Source organism: Microcella alkaliphila (assembly GCF_002355395.1).
GTDB classification, from domain to species: Bacteria; Actinomycetota; Actinomycetes; order Actinomycetales; family Microbacteriaceae; genus Microcella; species Microcella alkaliphila_A.
The window spans coordinates 354,123-371,248 of sequence record NZ_AP017315.1 but is presented as its reverse complement, the minus strand read 5'-3'; the positions used below and the strand labels follow the sequence as shown (position 1 = coordinate 371,248).

General features: G+C 66.9%; 16 protein-coding genes. 8 read left to right on the top strand and 8 right to left on the bottom strand.

The features are described from left to right. Positions 1-13: 13 nt before the first annotated feature. The 4 genes from rhaS to CPY97_RS01700 form a co-directional block, all read right to left on the bottom strand. Positions 14-1,018: a rhamnose ABC transporter substrate-binding protein gene (gene rhaS, locus CPY97_RS01715; protein WP_231924001.1), complete on the bottom strand. Its 1,005-nt coding sequence runs from the start codon at positions 1,016-1,018 to the stop codon at positions 14-16. Positions 1,019-1,143: 125 nt separating this feature from the next. Further along, positions 1,144-2,148, bottom strand: coding sequence for an ABC transporter permease (locus CPY97_RS01710; protein WP_096423270.1), 1,005 nt, complete (start codon positions 2,146-2,148; stop codon positions 1,144-1,146). A 31-nt stretch (positions 2,149-2,179) separates the two neighbouring features. Then, on the bottom strand, positions 2,180-3,226 hold the full coding sequence (locus CPY97_RS01705; protein WP_096420290.1) for an ABC transporter permease: 1,047 nt from the start codon (positions 3,224-3,226) through the stop codon (positions 2,180-2,182). Beyond that, complete coding sequence (locus CPY97_RS01700) at positions 3,223-4,743, bottom strand: sugar ABC transporter ATP-binding protein (RefSeq protein ID WP_096420288.1); 1,521 nt, start codon at positions 4,741-4,743, stop codon at positions 3,223-3,225. Before CPY97_RS01700 ends, CPY97_RS01705 begins: the two co-directional genes overlap by 4 nt. A 116-nt stretch (positions 4,744-4,859) precedes the next feature. Between CPY97_RS01700 and CPY97_RS01695 the strand changes: the two genes are divergently transcribed. Continuing rightward, positions 4,860-5,876: a LacI family DNA-binding transcriptional regulator gene (locus CPY97_RS01695; protein WP_096420286.1), complete on the top strand. Its 1,017-nt coding sequence runs from the start codon at positions 4,860-4,862 to the stop codon at positions 5,874-5,876. 3 nt (positions 5,877-5,879) lie between these two features. On the opposite strand, the gene CPY97_RS01690 is transcribed toward CPY97_RS01695, so the two are convergent. Then, the gene (locus CPY97_RS01690; RefSeq protein ID WP_096420284.1) at positions 5,880-6,758 is read right to left on the bottom strand and encodes an aldo/keto reductase; all 879 of its coding nucleotides are present in this window, start codon (positions 6,756-6,758) and stop codon (positions 5,880-5,882) included. 129 nt (positions 6,759-6,887) lie between these two features. Between CPY97_RS01690 and CPY97_RS01685 the strand changes: the two genes are divergently transcribed. The 5 genes from CPY97_RS01685 to CPY97_RS01665 all read left to right on the top strand — a co-directional run bounded on the left by CPY97_RS01685 (position 6,888) and on the right by CPY97_RS01665 (position 12,366). Beyond that, the gene (locus tag CPY97_RS01685) at positions 6,888-7,607 is read left to right on the top strand and encodes a GntR family transcriptional regulator (RefSeq protein ID WP_096420282.1); all 720 of its coding nucleotides are present in this window, start codon (positions 6,888-6,890) and stop codon (positions 7,605-7,607) included. Beyond that, positions 7,600-8,832 (top strand): alpha-hydroxy acid oxidase, encoded by a 1,233-nt coding sequence (locus CPY97_RS01680; RefSeq protein WP_096420280.1) that lies wholly within the window; start codon positions 7,600-7,602, stop codon positions 8,830-8,832. Before CPY97_RS01685 ends, CPY97_RS01680 begins: the two co-directional genes overlap by 8 nt. A gap of 281 nt (positions 8,833-9,113) precedes the next feature. Continuing rightward, positions 9,114-10,124: an isopenicillin N synthase family dioxygenase gene (locus tag CPY97_RS01675; protein ID WP_096420278.1), complete on the top strand. Its 1,011-nt coding sequence runs from the start codon at positions 9,114-9,116 to the stop codon at positions 10,122-10,124. Positions 10,125-10,215: 91 nt separating this feature from the next. Beyond that, positions 10,216-11,334 (top strand): Fic family protein, encoded by a 1,119-nt coding sequence (locus CPY97_RS01670; RefSeq protein ID WP_096420276.1) that lies wholly within the window; start codon positions 10,216-10,218, stop codon positions 11,332-11,334. 51 nt (positions 11,335-11,385) lie between these two features. Then, on the top strand, positions 11,386-12,366 hold the full coding sequence (locus CPY97_RS01665) for a serine hydrolase domain-containing protein (protein ID WP_096420274.1): 981 nt from the start codon (positions 11,386-11,388) through the stop codon (positions 12,364-12,366). Here CPY97_RS01665 and CPY97_RS01660 read toward each other — a convergent pair. The 3 genes from CPY97_RS01660 to CPY97_RS01650 are packed head-to-tail and all read right to left on the bottom strand — an operon-like array spanning position 12,347 to position 14,974. Next, positions 12,347-13,153 carry a hypothetical protein gene (locus tag CPY97_RS01660; protein WP_096420272.1) on the bottom strand — a complete coding sequence of 269 codons (807 nt, stop codon included), beginning with the start codon at positions 13,151-13,153 and terminating at the stop codon, positions 12,347-12,349. The genes CPY97_RS01665 and CPY97_RS01660 overlap by 20 nt on opposite strands. A gap of 1 nt (position 13,154) precedes the next feature. Next, positions 13,155-13,760, bottom strand: coding sequence for an alpha/beta fold hydrolase (locus tag CPY97_RS01655; RefSeq protein WP_231923999.1), 606 nt, complete (start codon positions 13,758-13,760; stop codon positions 13,155-13,157). Then, on the bottom strand, positions 13,757-14,974 hold the full coding sequence (locus CPY97_RS01650; RefSeq protein ID WP_096420268.1) for an acyl-CoA dehydrogenase family protein: 1,218 nt from the start codon (positions 14,972-14,974) through the stop codon (positions 13,757-13,759). The genes CPY97_RS01655 and CPY97_RS01650 overlap by 4 nt, the downstream gene beginning before the upstream one ends. A 241-nt stretch (positions 14,975-15,215) precedes the next feature. Between CPY97_RS01650 and CPY97_RS01645 the strand changes: the two genes are divergently transcribed. Then, positions 15,216-16,199: an ATP-binding cassette domain-containing protein gene (locus tag CPY97_RS01645; RefSeq protein WP_096420266.1), complete on the top strand. Its 984-nt coding sequence runs from the start codon at positions 15,216-15,218 to the stop codon at positions 16,197-16,199. Next, positions 16,196-17,122: an ABC transporter permease gene (locus tag CPY97_RS01640; protein WP_096420264.1), complete on the top strand. Its 927-nt coding sequence runs from the start codon at positions 16,196-16,198 to the stop codon at positions 17,120-17,122. The genes CPY97_RS01645 and CPY97_RS01640 overlap by 4 nt, the downstream gene beginning before the upstream one ends. The last annotated feature ends 4 nt before the right edge of the window (positions 17,123-17,126 follow it).

Sequence of the window (17,126 nt, the reverse complement as noted above, 5' to 3'; positions counted from 1 at the left end):
GCCCCACTGCCGACTAGAAGTTGAAGTCGGCGATGTTGTCAGCGTTGAATACGAACGGGTCGCCAAGCAGCACCGTGCCGTTCGCGCCGACGGTGTAACTGCCGAGTCGGCCAGCGTCGAAGGTGTCGCCTTCAGCCCCCGTGATGGTGCCCTCGACAAGTGCCTTCGCGGCGTAGGCGGCGAGGTAGCCCAGGTCAGCCGGGTTCCACAGCGCGAATGCCGTTACCGTGCCGTCTTCCACATACTCGCGCATCTGGTTCGGCGTTCCGAGACCAGTAACGGCTACCTGACCCTGGAACTGCGAGGTCTGGATATACCGCGCAGCGGCAGCGATGCCGACCGTGGTCGGCGAGACAATTCCACGGAGCTCGGGGTAGGTCTGCAAGAGCGCCGCGGTGCGGTCAAACGAGGTCTGGTCGTCGTCGTCGCCATAGACAACGTCAACGAGCTCGATGTCGGGCCAGTTGGCGGCGAGCTCTTCCTGCATGAGTTCGATCCACGCGTTCTGGTTTGTCGCATTGGCCGCGGCCGACAAGATAGCAATCTGGCCTTCGCCGCCGATCTGCTCGGCAATCATTTCGACCTGAACGCGCGCAATACCCTCAGCCTCGGCCTGGTTGATGAACAAGTCGCGGCATTCGGGGTTCGTGTCGGAGTCGAAGGTCACGACCTTCACGTCAACGCTGCGCGCCTCGTCCAGCGCGTCGCAGATGGCCGCCGGGTCGTTCGCCGACACAACCAGTGCGTCGACCCCCTGCTGGGCGGCAGTCTGAATGAAGGACACCTGTGACGTCGGGCTCGCCTCAGTTGGACCAACCTCTTGGAAGGTGCCGCCAAACTCGGCGATCGCCTCGGCGCCGCCTGCATTGGAGGTGTCGAAGTAGGGGTTCCCGAGGCTCTTCGGCAGGAACGTGATGGCGAAGTTGCTGTCACCACCGGCTCCTGGATCGGGTGCGGCGCCGTTGTCGCCGCCGCTGTCGCCGTTTGCGCAACCAGCGAGCACAAGACCCGCGGCCATGGTCAGCGCGGCGGCTCCGAAGAGACGCCCGCCCCGACCGGTGTGTCGACCAAACATCATTGTTTCCTTTCCGTCGATTAGTGCGTGATTGCAGGACCGGCACGCTCTGGAAGAGCGCCGCCTCTCTAGCCCTGTTTTTCTCCCCGCGCTCTGGCCGTCGCTCGGGCGCGATGGAACCAGGCGAGGAAGCTTGCGCTCACCACGGAGAGGACGAGGACGACTCCCGTGATGACGTTGATGATGTCGGCGGTAACACCCGCCAGGCGGAGTGCACTGCCGATCGTGCCGATGAGAAGAACCCCAGCGATAACTCCATGCAGGGCGCCGCGTCCGCCAAAGATCGAAACACCACCCAGCAGCACCGCGGCGATCACGGCGAGCTCCATGCCTGTCGCGTTCTCGCCACGGGCATTGCCGTAGAGCAAGGTGAAATACACACCCGCAAACCCCGAGACAGTGCCACTAGCGACAAACAGGATGAACTTCGTGCGCCCGACATTGACGCCGGAGAAGTGCGCCGCTTCCTTGTTCAAGCCAATCGCATACAGGCTTCGTCCGAAGGGAGTTGCGTGCAATACAACGCCGAAGATGATCGCAAGGATCACGAAGGCGATCATGATCGAGGGAATGGGGGTTCCCGGGATATTGGAGCGGGCGAGAGACGTCCACTCCTCCGGGAAATCGGTCACGGCCTGGGTGCCAAGTAGTCCGACGGAGATTCCACGGAACATCGCGAGCGACCCGATAGTCACCGCCAGCGAGGGTAGCCCCACGACGGTCACGAGGAAGCCATTGATCGTTCCCGCGACAGCCCCGACGAGAACGCCGGCGACCATCGCGAGCTCGAACGGTGCTCCGTCTCGCGTCAGGATTCCCACCGTCACGCTGGATAGGGCAACCACGCTCGCGACGGAGAGGTCGATCTCCTCGGTGATGATGATGAGCGTCATGGGCAAGGCGATGAGCAGGATGGGCGCCACGTCGCGGAGTAGGAACGTAATGGTGAGCGGGCTGTCGAAATTGGGCACCGTTGTGAGAGCGACGACGATCACCACGGCGAGCATCCCGATAACGGCACCCTCCCGCGTCAACACCGCGCGCCTCCAGAGAGGGCGGCCGTGCGGGACCATCGTGCGACGGGGACCGGAAACCGTGCGGAGTTCAGTCATTGTTGGTGTCCCTCAATTCGCGCAGCTTGCGGGCCTGTCGAACAGCGAGCACTCGATCGAGGACGATCGCGCCGATGATCAGCGCGCCAACGACAGCGCGCTGCCAGAAATCCTGAATTCCTATGACCGGAAGTGCACGGTTGATGGTGAGCAGCAGGAACGCCCCAATCGCAGCACCCCATACCGTGCCGACTCCGCCCGAGATAGCAACGCCGCCAATGACCGCTGCGCCGATTGCTTGCAATTCCCAACCGGTGCCGGCCTGAGAGCTGACGGTTCCGTAGCGGGCAGCGAACATCACCCCGGCGAGACCTGAGAGTGCGCCCGACATGACGAAGGCTGTGATGATGCGTCGATTGACCTTGAGTCCGTACAGGTCTGCAGCGTCAGGATCAGACCCGATTGCGTAGAACTCACGACCACCACGCGTGTTCCGCAGGTACCAGGCGGCCGCGATCAGCACCATGACAGCGACGAGGGTGAGCACGGGGATCGACAGAATCTGTTCGGTGCCGAGACTGCGGAACTCACGAGGCAGATCGGATGCATTGATTCGGTCGCTGCCGACCCACGCCACGTTGAGGCCTCGGTAGATGTAGAGCGTTCCGAGTGTGATCACGAGCGCGGGCACACGAGCAACGGCCACGAGCGCGCCATTGATGAGGCCGAGTGCGCCGCCGACGATCGCTCCAGCTAGGAAAACTGCGAGAACGGGGATGCCCGGGATGTCGATGAAGAGACGTCCGGTCAGGTAAGCGGTGATCCCGACGATCGAGCCAACGGAGAGGTCAACGTTTCTCGTGATGATGACGAATGCCTGTCCGACCGCCACGAGCATGAGGATCGAGGGAGTGAGCAGGAGGTCGCGGTAGCCGTCGGGGGAGAATACGAAGTTCGGATTCTGGAGCGTCGTGAATACGACGACAAGGATCAGGGTTGCGGCAACACCCGCCTCACGCGACAGTAAGCGAGCGCCGACCTTCGCGAGCGCCGTACGCCGGGCGGCGATGCTACCCGCGGCGGTGGTGGGAACTGTCATCGGGCAGCCTCCGTCTGGTGGGTGGCGGCGAGCATGACGTTCTCGGGAGTCGCATCCGCACGGTCGATCTCTGCGCTTATTCGGCCCTCACGCATGACGAGTACTCGGTCTGCCATGCCCAACACCTCAGGCAGCTCGGACGAGATCATGAGAACGGCAAGGCCTTGACCGGCGAGGTCGGACAGCAGTCGATGCACCTCGGCCTTCGTGCCGACATCGATGCCGCGCGTGGGCTCATCGATGATCAATACCCGTGGCTCGGTCGACAGCCACTTCCCGAGCACTACCTTCTGCTGGTTTCCGCCCGAGAGCGTGCCGACGACCGTATCCATCGCGAATGCCTTGACCTGGAGCCGAGTCGCCCAGGCTTCCGTGAGTCGGTTCTCGTCGCGCGTGCGAATGAGCCCAAAGCGCCGGAGCGAGTTCCGCACTGCCAGCGTGAGATTTCGCGCCACGCCGGAGTCCAGCACGAGACCCTGCTTTCGGCGATCCTCCGGCACGAAGGCCAGACCTCGGCGCACCGCTTCGGCGGGCCGCCCCGCAGGTAGGGCCTTCCCCAGCAGGGTGACGCTGCCGCTGTCGTAGGAGTCGACACCGAAAATGGCACGGGCCACCTCGCTTCGCCCGGCGCCGACAAGTCCGGCCAAGCCGACGATTTCTCCTGCTCGCACAGAGAACGAAATGTCGTGGAAGACGCCAGCGCGATTGAGGCCGTCTACGTGCAGAACGACGTCCCCAATTTCTGCGTCGACCTTTGGAAAGAGCGTCGCGACGTCGCGTCCGACCATCATGCGGACCATCTCTTCGATGGTCGTCTCGTGAGCGGGGGTTGTAGCAATGTACGCGCCATCCCGCATAACCGTGATCGTGTCGCACAACTCGAACACTTCGTCGAAGCGGTGCGAGATAAACATGATCGCGCGACCTTCATCGCGGAGGCTTCGCGCAACTGAGAAAAGGCGCGCCACCTCGTTGCCTGAGAGAGCGGCAGTTGGCTCATCCATGATGAGCACCCGCGCATCCAAAGAGATTGCCTTCGCGATCTCGATGAGCTGCTGGTCCGCGATCGAGAGGCCTTCGGTGACCCGGTCGGGATCGATCCGCACGCCGAGGCGCTCGAAGATCTTCCGCGCTTCGGTGCGCATCGTCTTTCGATCGATGCGGCCAACCCGGTTTGTTGGCTGTCGCCCCATGTAGATGTTCTCGGCGACAGAAAGGTCAGGAAAGAGCGTCGGCTCCTGATAGATGACGGCGATGCCCGCGTCTTTCGCCTGCGCGGTGGAGGTGAAGTCCACGGATTCGCCGCGCAGCAGATACTCACCCTGATCGCGGCGGTAGAGACCCGCGATGATTTTGACGAGCGTCGACTTGCCCGCACCGTTCTCACCGACGAGAGCGTGGATGGAGCCCGATTCGAGCGCAAGGTTGCCGTCGCTGAGTGCGACTACTGAACCGAATGTCTTCGATACGTTGCGCAACTCGAGCATGCTCGGGTGGTCCCGTTCGGGCGTCGTCATTGACGATCTCGCTTTCGATGAAACGATTTAATGCGTGCCGAAAGGATATGCACGTCACCTACGATTGTGCAAGTGAAACGAATCACATTTTGATCACTCGGACGTAGACTGAGGGCATGTCGACGTTGCGTGCGGTCAGCGTGAAGGACGTAGCGGGGCGCGCGGGAGTGTCTGTCGGCACGGTCTCGAACGTGCTCAACCGACCCGAAAAGGTCGCGCCGGACACGGTTGCACGTGTCCAGCAGGCAATCATCGAACTGGGCTTCATCAGGAACGATGCCGCTCGCCAACTCCGAGCGGGAAAATCGCGAGCCCTCGGTTTGATCGTCCTCGACGTTCGCAATCCGTTCTTCAGCTCCCTCGCCCTCGGCGCCGAAGATCGCGCGCGGGAAGCCGGCTATTCCATCATCCTCGGCAACAGCGATGAGAAGGTCGAACGCGAGTCGGCGTATCTCGACCTCTTCGAAGAGCAACGGATGGCCGGAGTGCTCATCAGCCCCTTCGGCGACGTAGAGGACAGGCTCGCTCGGCTTCGTGAGCGAGGAACTCCCGCGGTTCTGGTTGACCGCAGCACACCGACCGGCGGATTCAGCTCTGTCGCGGTCGACGACGTCGCGGGCGGGATGCTCGCCGGCCGTCATCTGCTGAGCACCGGTCGGCGCCGCATCGCATTCGTGGGAGGGCCCATTGACATTCGACAGGTGCACGACCGACTCACCGGGCTGAATGAGGCCGCAGGAAGCGTGTCCGGTGCACGCGTGGAGCCTGTGCTCGGCGAGTCACTGAGCATTATCGAAGGACGCCGGCTCGGTGATCTCCTCGCCGCGCGGCCGGCCGCGCAGCGCCCCGACGCCATTTTTGCCGCGAACGACCTCATGGCCATCGGCGTCCTGCAGGCACTCGTCATGCTGGGCTCGATCCGCGTTCCCGACGACATCGCCCTCGTCGGCTACGACGACATCGAGTTCGCTAGCGGCGCTGTCGTGCCCCTCACCTCCGTCCGGCAGCCCGCCGGACTCATCGGCAGCACTGCCGTCGAGATCTTGCTCGACGAGGCGCTCAACGACGCGACGCCGGGGCGCTCGGTGGTGTTTCAGCCAGAGCTGGTCGTGCGAGCGAGCACGACTGCGTGACGGCTACTCGGCCCCGACCCCGCTGAGCCCGGGCAGCGGCACGTCTCGGCTGCGCATGTCTTCGGCGAACGCCGTGCGCAGTTCGTCGTCGACCTCGTCGCGTCCGGCGACGGCCGCATCGGCCGCGCTCTCGACCCGGGTCGGACCGACGACCGGCCAGCAGCCGGGCAGGGCGTCGATCATCGCGGCGAGCGTCAGGCGGTGCACCGACACTCCGCGCGCCATCGATAGAGCGGCGACACGCGGCACGCGCGTGGCGAGGGGAGCAGCCTGTGGGCCTCCGAAGGGCGCGTACGCGAGAAACGCGATGCCGTTCTCGAGGCAGTAGCGGTACTCGGTGAACGCGTCGACGCCGAGGCCGAGCCGGTTTTCCACGGCGTTGATGTGGGCGATGTCCCTGACCTGCTCAAGCATCTCGACCGTGGCGTTCGACAGGCCGATCGTCTCCACGACGCCCTCGTCGCGCAGCTCGGCGAGCGTGCGCACCGACTCCTCGATGTCGCGCACGCGATCCGCCCGGTGCAACAGCAGGAGCGACGGCGGGGCCCCAAAGACTTCGCGGCTGACCTCCGCGTCGTGACGCAACCGTTCGGCGCTGCCGTCGGCATCCCATGCCGAGGTGGCGATGCGGAAGTGCCCGGCCTTCGTGATGATCGGAAAGCCCGGTCGTGCGTCGCGGGCGACCTTCGCCAACCGCTCCCCGACCGCCTCGTCGTCGACGGTCGCGTAGGCCCGCGCGGTGTCGATGGCGACGGCGCCGGCCGCGACGCCCGCACGCACGACGTCTTCGGCGCGCTCGGCGGTCATCCCCTCTTTCAGAACGAGGGAGGCGACGCCCAGCACTACGCCGCGCTCGCCGAGGACCTGCGTCACGGCATCCATGGGGCGAGCCTAGGGGTAATGGGGTCGGGGCGCACGTGTTCATGCGTGCGCATGTGGCGTTGTCACGTGCATCCGAGGGCACATGCCGCGTAAATGTGTACTTGTATAACAATCTGCTAGCCTCGCCCCATGAGCATCGACGCCCTCACCGTGACGCGGCTGCCCGACGCGGTGTACGACGCGCTTCGCGAGAGCATCGTCGATGGCCGCGACGCCCCCGGCTCGCCCGTCACCGAGCAGGCGATTGCCGACCGGTTCGGCGTGGCCCGCCCCACCGCGAAGGCGGCGCTTGAGCGCCTCGTCGCTGAAGGTCTGCTACGCCGCGCCGCCCACAAGACGGCCCGGGTGCCCGAACTCGAGCGCGCCGACATTATCGACCTCTACGCCAACCGCGCGACCCTCGAAGTCGCAGCGCTCGCCGGGCTCGCCGCCGCTGTCGCGGCGGGCACGACGCCGGTTCCGGATGCTGCACTCACCGCCCAGCGCACCCTCACTGACGCGCTCGACTCCCGCACCGCCCCGACGGCGCCGCTCGCGCGCGCCGACATCGCCTTCCACCGCGCGCTCGTCGAAGCGCAGCCTTCCCCGCGACTCGCACGACTGCACGCCCTGCTCATGGGCGAGATCGAACTGTGCACGGGCCAGGTGCAATCGCACCGCCTGCTCGCGCTCGCCGACGTCGTCGACCAGCACCAGGGCATCCTCGATGCGGTCGCAGCCGGCGACGCCGAGCGCGCCGCTTCTCTCACCCGCGCCCACATCGAAGGCGCCCGCGACCGCCTCCTCGCGCACTACGACGCAACCCATCCCGCCACCACCCACTCCACCGAAGGACCGACCGATGGTTAAGCGCCGCTTCCCCCGGCCGAGCGAGCTCGCGCCGCTCATGAAGGTCAAGACCCCCACGCTGAATGCGAAGAAGCGCCGACTGGATGCTGCACTCACCATCGCTGACCTTCGCGCGATCGCGCAGCGTCGCACCCCGAAGGCGCCCTTCGACTACACGGAGGGTGCCGCCGAGGCCGAGCTGAGCCTCGCCCGCGCGCGCCAGGCGTTCCAAGACATCGAGTTTCACCCCGCAATCCTCCGCGACGTGAGCCACGTCGACACCGGGTGGGACGTGCTCGGAAAGCGCGCCGAGCTGCCGTTCGGCATCGCCCCGACGGGTTTCACCCGCATGATGCAGACCGAGGGCGAGGTCGCGGGGGCATCCGCAGCCGCCGCCGCGGGCATCCCCTTCTCGTTGTCGACGATGGGCACAACCAGCATCGAGGGCGTGCGCGATGCGGCGCCCGAGGGCCGCAACTGGTTCCAGCTCTACATGTGGAAGGACCGCGAGAAATCGATGCAGCTCGTCGACCGCGCGGCCGCGGCCGGCTTCGACACCCTGCTGGTCACCGTCGACGTCCCGGTCGCCGGAGCGCGGCTGCGCGACAAGCGCAACGGCTTCTCGATTCCTCCGGCACTGACGGTCGGCACGATCGTGAACGCAATCCCCCGCCCGTGGTGGTGGTGGGACTTCCTGACCACCGAGCCGCTCGCCTTCGCGAGCCTGTCGAGCTGGGACGGCACGGTCGCCGAGCTGCTCGACTTCATGTTCGACCCCACCGTCACCTACGACGACCTCGCCTGGATCAAGGAGCAGTGGCCCGGCAAACTCGTCGTCAAGGGCGTGCAAACCCTCGACGACGCGAAGAAGCTCACCGACCTTGGCGTCGACGGCATCACGCTGTCGAACCACGGCGGCCGCCAGCTCGACCGCGCCCCGATTCCCTTCCACCTACTGCCTGAGGTGGCCCGCGAGGTCGGACACCACACCGAGGTGCACATCGACACGGGCATCATGTCGGGCGCCGACATCGTCGCGTCGGTTGCGCTTGGGGCGCGCTTCACGTTGATCGGTCGCGCCTACCTCTACGGGCTCATGGCCGGTGGCCGAGCGGGTGTCGACCGGGCCATCGAGATCCTGCGCGGTGAGATCGTCCGCACCATGAAGCTGCTCGGGGTGACCTCGCTCGAGGAGCTCACGCCCGACCACGTCACCCAGCTGCAGCGGCTGGTGCCGCTCCGCTGATCACACCACCGGGATGCTCGTGCCCGGTTCACGAGGCCCCGTCGCGGCGCTGTGGTGGTCGCCGCGGCGGGGCCGTCCCGGGCATCCCGTCATACGGCGTAACAAACGTGGCTGGGCAGAAAACTGCGCGGATACGGTGATCGCATCATGAGCATCCGCACCTCGTGTCGTTGTTGTTGTCGCTAACGCTTCCTCCTCGTTAGCTCTCCCTCTCGCGCTCTGCGCACCCGCGGCTGTGCCCGCGTCGACAACCCCCAACTTCATGCATAAGGATTGAACTCATGACCTCCGCCAGCCTCCCCATCGTTGACATGTCCCTCCTCGACGGCGACGCCGCCGACCAGCAGCGCTTCCGCGACGAGCTGCGCCGCGCCACCCACGAGGTGGGCTTCTTCTACCTCGTCGGCCACGGCGTCACCGACGCGCAGTTCGCCGAGATGATCGACCTGTCGAAGCGCTTCTTCGCGCTGCCGGAGGACGAGAAGCTTGCCATCGAGAACACGCTGAGCCCGCACTTCCGGGGCTACACCCGCGTCGGCGGCGAGTTGACCCTCGGCAAGCAGGACTGGCGCGAGCAGATCGACATCGGCGCCGAGCGCGAGGCGGTTCCGACGGGCGAGGGCATCGAGGATTACTGGGTGCTCGACGGCCCGAACCTGTGGCCTGACGCACTGCCCGAGCTGAAGACCGCCGTGCTCGCCTGGATCGACCGGCTCAACGGCATCGGCGCGCGCCTGCTGAGCGCCTGGGCGGAGGCTCTCGGCGCCCCGGCCGACCACTTCGACGCCGCCTTCGGCGAGCGCCCCAGCCCCAACATGAAGATCGTGCGCTACCCCGGCAAGTCGGGCCCGACCCCCGAGCAGGGCGTCGGCGCGCACAAAGACCTCGGCGTGCTCACCCTCCTCTACGTCGAAGAGGGCAAGGGCGGGCTGCAGGTCGAGAAGGATGGCGAGTGGATCGACGCCCCGCCCGTCGAGGGCGCGTTCGTCGTCAACATCGGCGAGCTGCTCGAGGTCGCCACGGACGGCTACCTCAAGGCCACCCTGCACCGCGTCATCTCGCCGGCCGAGGGCGACGAGCGCATCTCGATCCCCTACTTCCACGGACCGGCGCTCGACGCCGAGATCCCGCACATCGAGCTTCCGGCTGAGCTCGCAAGCGAGGCCCGCGGCGTCACGCTCGACCCGAAGAACCCCATTCACGCCGTATTCGGCCGTAACTGGTTGAAGAGCCGCGTGCGCGCGCACCCGAATGTGGTCGAGGCGCACCACCCGCACCTCGCCGCGAAGTAGGTACGTCAACCAGGTTTACACGTTGTTGATTCATGTAAAGAATCTGTTCTTTTTTTTACATGACACTTACGTAGTCGTGTAGTTTTTGCACATGACGTGGGATCCAAACGTTCCGTACAACGCCCTTGCTCCACTCCCCCCGCCACTAGATGTCGAGACGAAACGGGTTCTCAAGAGCACGATTGAAGCCCGCGCCGCGCTTGCCGCCTTGAACCAGGCGGCTCAGCGGATCCCGAACCCCGCTGTCCTTCTCAACGCCCTGCCTCTCCTCGAGGCGCAGGCCAGCTCGGAGATCGAGAACATCGTTACGACCGCGGACGAGCTGTTCGCGGCGGCAGCTGACGAGGGCCTTGCCACGCGGCCCGAAACAAAGGAGACGTTGCGCTATCGGGAAGCGCTGACCGGCGGCGTTGATCTGGTTCGTGCCCGAGGCCTGTCCATCGCCACCGTGACGCAGGTCTGCTCGATTATTCAGGGCAAGGAGATGGCGATTCGATCTCTGCCTGGAACCTTCATCGGGAATCCATCCACCCGGACCGCGGTGTACACGCCGCCTGACGGGCGGCTCACAATTCTTGACAAGCTCAGTGACTGGGAAAGGTTCGCCAGTAGTGAGCGCGTTCTTGACCCGCTCGTCAACATTGCCCTTAGCCACTATCAGTTCGAGGCGATCCACCCGTTCGCCGATGGGAACGGGCGCACAGGTCGTGTTATTGCCATTCTGCAACTCATCGATCGAGGCCTGCTGTCCTCGCCGATCCTTTACCTCTCTCGGTACATCATTCGCGAGAAGGACGAGTACTACCGGCTCCTCAAGGAGGTGACGGCCTCGGCTCTATGGGAAGACTGGGTAGTCTTCTTTCTGCGAGGCATCCGAGAAATGGCGGAGTCCACGATCCACAAGATTGATGGAATCCGGACGCTGCAGGCGGCTACGCAAGAGACGATGCGCGGCGCACTGTCCTCGGGTGCGAACGCGGACCTTCTCGATGTCTTGTTCGAGCAACCGTTCTGCCGAATTCAGGATGTCATTACCCGATGCGATGTCTCACGTCCGACGGCAACGAAGTGGCTACAGATCTTGGTGGACGCGCAGGTTCTCAGCAGCGTGAAGCTCGGGAAACACCGGATTTTCATCAATCATCGGCTCTTCGAGCTTCTGACACGGGACGACGTGCCCCCCGCACCTCAGGACGCGACTCTCTTCTAGCGCGCCGGTATTTAGGCTGGAACTACATCCACCGGCTTCGAAGGAGCGCCCGTGTCTGACCTCGCCACCCCCGCCATCGATTGGATGCGCGCCCGCGTCACCGCCGGCCAGCTTCCGACCGCGGTCATCGGCATCGCGACCGCCGACGGTGTCGTGGACATCGCGGCCGCGGGGTCCGACGCGGCCGGTGACGCGCATCCCGATTCGCGGTACTGCCTGTATTCGGTGACGAAGCCGCTGAGCGGCCTCGCCGCGATGCGGGCCGTCGAGCGGGGGTTGCTCACGGTCGATCAGACGCTCGGCTCGCTCGTGCCGGGCGTGGCGACGCCGCAGGTCACGCTCGGGCAACTGCTCAGTCACACGTCCGGCCTCAGCGACGTCGTGCTCGGCAGTCCGTCATCGTTGCGCGAGGCGCTGCGGCGCGCACCGTTGGAGTTCGTGCCCGGCACCGCCCGGCGCTACAACAACATCGCGTGGGAGGGCATCGCCGCGATGGTTGAGGCCGTCACCGACGAACCCTTCACCGCGCAGATCGAGCGGCTCGCGCGTGACGCCGGCGCGACGACACTGTCGTTCGACGACGAGGGCGCCCGGCCCGTGCACGACGCCGACGTGGTGCAGCACGACCACGAGAGCCTAATGACGCTGAAGCACCCGGCAGCCGGGGCCGTCGCGACCGTGCACGACCTGCTCGCGATCGGCGAGTCGCTGCTGCGCGGCGACGGCGCGGCGGTGCGGCCCGCCACGGTCGAGGCGATGCGCCGCCCGCGCACCGCGGGCCTCTACGTGATCGACCCCGACCCCATCAAGGTGCACGAAGACTTCGGCCTCGCATTCAACCTGCCGAAGCGCCCGGGCCTCATCGACCACAGCTGGTACGGGCACGAGGGCTGGACATCGACGCAGCTCTGGGTCTCGCCCGCCGCCGGCGTCGCCGTCGTATTGCTGTCGAACCGCTTCTGGTCGTGGCGCCCCGACGTGGGAGTCGACTTCGATCAGCTGCGCAACGTGGTCACGACCGCGTTCGGGTGAGTCCCATCCGGCGCCGAGCATCGACGACGCGGATGATGAGCGTCGACGCCCACAGAACGCTGACGGCGACGATCGCGAGAATCCAGAGCGGGGTGAGCCCAGCATCCGCCGTGCTGATGCCCACACCGATCAGCGCGTACGTGACGGTGAGCGCGTAGACGATCGAGCCGCGCGACACGACGGCGAAGAGCACGGCGAGGCCAGCGGCCGCGGCGAGAACGAGCGCCTGCCAGGTGATGCCCCACTCGGTGTCGTACGGGGCGCCCGCGCCCTGCACGACCGTGCCGATCTGCACGAAGAACGCCATCGACACCCAGCCCGAATACACGCCCATCGTCAGGTACAGCAGGCCGCGCTCGACGACGTTCCAGCTCGCGATCTCGTCGCGGGCGGCGACCACTCGGCGCCACGCGACGACGAACGCCACGAGGTAGATGACGAACACAACGAGTCCGAGCGGGTTGTCCTGGCCGAAAGCGGCGGTCGCGAGCCACAGGGCAAACCCGGCAAACACGACGGCCAGCGGGGCCGCCAGCCGATCGCGGATGCTCGTGGCCGGCCGGATCGTCGACGGACGCACCTGCGCGATCGCCCACGCGATACTCGCCACGATGATGAGGCCCCAGATCGCGAACCACGGCCCCGGCGGGATCAGCGGGGAGAACTCGGGCCCCGACTCCATCATCTCGTCCGACAGCAGGTCGAAGAGCAGCGACGAGATGGGCTGCCCTAGGGCGAGGACGAGCACGGCGTAGCGCCACGCGCGATGGCCTGTGGTTGAGGGCATCTCAGTAGCCAACCACATTGGCGACCCAGCGCACCGCCGCCGCGGCGCCGTGGTCGTCGTCGGCGAGGGCCGAGATGTGCCCTTCGCCAGGCACCTCCCACAGTGTCGCGTTCGGCAGGGCGTCGGCGAGCCAGCGTGCATGCGCGATCGGCACCACGCGGTCGTTCACGCCGTGGGCGAGCAGCGTCGGGGCCGTGATGCGTGTGAGGTCGACGCGCCAGGGCGCCACGTAGGCGAGGTCGTCGTCGATGGGTCCGTCGAGGCCGGTGGCGACGCCGGCCGCGGCGACCGTGCCGAGCCAGCCCCACTCTCCGGCGAGCGCCGCCCAGTCGCGACCGGTGAAGTCGATGCCGTCGTCGGCAGCGATCGACCCCACCGTGCGCCCCTCGTGCCGGCTCGACCCGCCGTAGCCGGGGCGGTCGAACGACACCCAGCGAAGCCCCGCCTTCTTCGCCGCGCGCATCAGCGGCTCGGGCGGCGCCCCCGTGTTCGGCGTGCCGTGATGCCAGATGATCGGCAGGCGACCCGAACGCCGTCGCCCCGTGACGTAGGCGTGCAGTGTGCGCCCGTCGGCGAGCTCGATGTCGCGCTCGCGCACCCGGGTCACGGCAGCGGACCCAACAGGTCGGCGGCGACCGCGGCCTGCACGCTCTCGGGGTCGCTCGGGTGGTAGATGCCCGCGAGCACGTCGCGCTGCAGGCGGCTCAACTCGGCGGAACTTCGGTAACCCGCTCCCCCGACGGCGTGCATGCACTGGTCGACCACGTCGCGCGCCGTCTGCACGCAGCGCTGCTTGAGCCCCGTCAGGTCGCGGAACCACCGCAGCCCGCGGTCAACCCCGGCGTCGCGGTCGGAGCTGACCGCCTCGAGTTGCGGGGCGAGCGCGTCGAGGGCGATCGCCGCATCCGCGATGCGCCGGCGAATGTCGGGGTCGTGCGCGTACGGCGCCCCGCCGAGCTTCATGCTCGTGCGGCTGTGCGCCGACTCCACGGCGAGCTCGACCGCACGGTCGGCGATGCCGGCGTAGACGGCGCCGATCAGCGTCAAGAAGTTCGCGAAGATCGCCAGCGTGTACTGGTCGCCGGGCGACCCCGCGGGCAGGATGCGCGCCACGCGCTCATCGCGGATGATCGCCCCGTCGAGGTGCGTCGTGTGCGACTGGGTGGCGCGCATGCCGAGCGTGTCCCAGTCGGGGGTGACGGTGACGCCGGGCGGTGTTGCGGTCGGGTCCCCCTGCGGGTCGTCGCGCAGGAGGAAGCCGTGCACGATCACCGGGTCACCGCTCTCGCCACGCGCGGGGTCGGGGTCGTGGCGGGCGAGGGTGCCGAGGCGGGTCCACGCGGGCGAGAGGGTCGTGAAGATCTTCGTGCCGGTGAGGGCCCACCCGGGTCCTCCCTGCGCAGCGTCGACCCGCTCCGCCCGGGTCAGCGAGTCGCTCATCACCCGGTCGTTGCCGCGCTCGCTGATCGCGAAGGCGAAGAGCTCGCCGGCGGCCGCGTCGTCGAGCACCCACGCGAGCGAGTCCTCGCCGGCCGCGGCAAGGTCGCGGGCGACGCCCATCCAGACGAGGTGCATGGTCAGGCCGAGCGCCGTCGCGGGAGCGTGCGCGGCGAGCAGTCGCTGGTCGCGCATCGCCGCGGTCAGGCTGCGGGGCTTCAGATAGCCGTGGGCGCGCAGCTCGGCCAGATCGTCGGTGAAGAACGCGTTGTCGCGGTCGTACTGCGGCGCCCTCTCACGGATGCGCGCGAGCAGCTCCGCATCGCGCGTCGCGTCGAGCGCGCGGTCGCCGCCGCGAGCATCCGGGGCCTGGGTGCCAGCCATGCCGGTAACGGTACCCGGCGCGCCTGGCGGAGCCCCGAGCATCCCACGCGTCGCCGCCCATGGGGGTGTGCGCGGTCGCGTGCGCGGTGAGTTGCGTGTTGTGGCGGTCTCATGCGCAGGGAGGCAACCACAACGCGCAACTCACTGGCCAAGCCGTGCGTCACCGCGTACGCACCCATGCCCGCCCGCTGTCAGCGAACGCATAACCGCGGCGTCGTACCTGAGGAGTACTGTCCCGCTCATGGCATTCATCGAGGCCCGCGACCTCGTCAAGACCTACACCCCGAAGGGCGCCCCCGTGGTGCGCGCCCTCGACGGCCTTGACCTCGACGTCGCGCAAGGAACCGTCACTGCGTTGCTCGGCCCGAACGGCGCCGGCAAGACCACCACCGTCAAGGTGCTCACCACCCTCATCCGACCCGACAGCGGCACCGCTGTCATCGACGGCGTCGACGTCATGCGCGACCCCGACCGCGTGCGGCGCATGATCGGCGCGAGCGGGCAGTACGCCGCCGTCGACGAGAACCTGACCGGCTTCGAGAACCTCATGATGGTCGGCAAGCTGTACCACCTCGGGTCAAGGGTGGCCCGGCAGCGGGCGACCGAGCTCATCGAACTCTTCGACCTGGTCGACGCGGCGAACCGCCCGGTGAAGGGGTTCTCCGGCGGCATGCGGCGGCGCATCGACCTCGCCGGGGCACTCGTCATCAACCCGCCCGTGCTGTTCCTCGACGAGCCGACCACCGGCCTCGACCCGCGCAGTCGCCTTGCCCTGTGGGACATCATCGAATCCCTCGTCAGCGGCGGTACCACCGTGCTGCTCACGACCCAGTACCTCGAAGAAGCTGACCGTCTCGCCGACGCCATCTCGGTCATCGACAACGGCCGCGTCATCGCCAAGGGCACCGCCGACGAGCTGAAGGCGTCGGTCGGCGGTCAGCGCGTCGCCGTCACCCTCGTCACCGAATCGGATGCTCGCGCCCTGTCCGACATCATGTCCCGCTTCGGATCGGGAGACCCCGTCGAAGGCGGAGGCGGCCGCACCTGGGTCGTTCCCGTCGACAACGGCCCCGTCGCGCTGAGCGCGATCGTCGGGGCCGCCGCCGAGCAGGGCATCGCCCTGCACGACGCCGGAATGCGCCGACCCACCCTGGACGACGTCTTCCTCCAACTCACCGGACACACGGCCGAGCAAGGCGACGACGCGGAAGGAGCGGCGGCATGAGCGCCGAGCTGAACACGAGCAACGCCTCGCTGGCTGGGAGCGGCGCGGCGGCGAGCGGGGCGAGCGCGAGCCGCGCCGGCGTGAGCGGCGGGGGGACAGCATCCACGCTGCAGCCGTTGCCCGGCAGCGCGATCTCGCGGTTCCTCTCCGACGGGTGGGTGACGACGTGGCGCAACCTGATGAAGATCATCCGCGTGCCCGAGATCCTGCTGTTCAGCCTGATTCAGCCGATCATGTTCGTGCTGCTGTTCACCTACGTGTTCGGCGCCGCGATCGACATTCCGGGCGACGGGTACGAGTCGTTTCTCATGGCGGGCATCTTCGCCCAGACCGTGGTGTTCGGCTCGACCTACTCGGGCTCGGCGATGGCGCAAGACCTCAAAGACGGCATCATCGACCGGTTCCGCACGCTGCCCATGAGCGGCGCCGCCGTGCTGGTGGGCCGCACGAACGGCGACCTCGTCATCAACTCGCTGTCGATGCTCGTCATGATGGGCACCGGCTTCCTCGTCGGGTGGAGGGTCAACTCGTCGCCGCTCGAATTCCTCGCCGGGGTCGCGCTGCTGCTTTTGTTCGCCTACGCGTTCTCGTGGATGATGGCGTTCCTCGGCCTCGCCGTGCGCAGCCCCGAGATCATCAACAACGTGTCGTTCCTCGTGCTGTTCCCGCTGACGTTCATTTCGAACGCGTTCGTTCCGAGCGAGAACCTGCCGACGCCCTTGCGCGTCTTCGCCGAGTGGAACCCGGTCTCGGCGCTCGTGCAGTCGGCGCGCGAGCTGTTCGGGAACGTGCCACCCGGCACGCCGCCCGGCGACGCGTGGACGGCGCAGAACCCCATCGCGACGGTGATCATCGGCATCGCCGTGATGTTGCTGATCTTCGTGCCGCTGTCGATCAAGCGATTCCAGACGCTGAGTAGGTAGGGCG

Bases quoted from the DNA above. Each gene is read 5' to 3' on its own strand.
- rhaS (WP_231924001.1), bottom strand. From the start codon at position 1,018: ATGGCCGCGGGTCTTGTGCTCGCTGGTTGCGCAAACGGCGACAGCGGC.
- CPY97_RS01705 (WP_096420290.1), bottom strand. From the start codon at position 3,226: ATGACAGTTCCCACCACCGCCGCGGGTAGCATCGCCGCCCGGCGTACG.
- CPY97_RS01650 (WP_096420268.1), bottom strand. From the start codon at position 14,974: ATGGCTGGCACCCAGGCCCCGGATGCTCGCGGCGGCGACCGCGCGCTC.
- CPY97_RS01680 (WP_096420280.1), top strand. From the start codon at position 7,600: ATGGTTAAGCGCCGCTTCCCCCGGCCGAGCGAGCTCGCGCCGCTCATG.
- CPY97_RS01660 (WP_096420272.1), bottom strand. From the start codon at position 13,153: ATGCCCTCAACCACAGGCCATCGCGCGTGGCGCTACGCCGTGCTCGTC.
- CPY97_RS01640 (WP_096420264.1), top strand. From the start codon at position 16,196: ATGAGCGCCGAGCTGAACACGAGCAACGCCTCGCTGGCTGGGAGCGGC.
- CPY97_RS01685 (WP_096420282.1), top strand. From the start codon at position 6,888: ATGAGCATCGACGCCCTCACCGTGACGCGGCTGCCCGACGCGGTGTAC.
- CPY97_RS01700 (WP_096420288.1), bottom strand. From the start codon at position 4,743: ATGACGACGCCCGAACGGGACCACCCGAGCATGCTCGAGTTGCGCAAC.
- CPY97_RS01645 (WP_096420266.1), top strand. From the start codon at position 15,216: ATGGCATTCATCGAGGCCCGCGACCTCGTCAAGACCTACACCCCGAAG.
- CPY97_RS01690 (WP_096420284.1), bottom strand. From the start codon at position 6,758: ATGGATGCCGTGACGCAGGTCCTCGGCGAGCGCGGCGTAGTGCTGGGC.
- CPY97_RS01710 (WP_096423270.1), bottom strand. From the start codon at position 2,148: ATGGTCCCGCACGGCCGCCCTCTCTGGAGGCGCGCGGTGTTGACGCGG.
- CPY97_RS01670 (WP_096420276.1), top strand. From the start codon at position 10,216: ATGACGTGGGATCCAAACGTTCCGTACAACGCCCTTGCTCCACTCCCC.
- CPY97_RS01695 (WP_096420286.1), top strand. From the start codon at position 4,860: ATGTCGACGTTGCGTGCGGTCAGCGTGAAGGACGTAGCGGGGCGCGCG.
- CPY97_RS01675 (WP_096420278.1), top strand. From the start codon at position 9,114: ATGACCTCCGCCAGCCTCCCCATCGTTGACATGTCCCTCCTCGACGGC.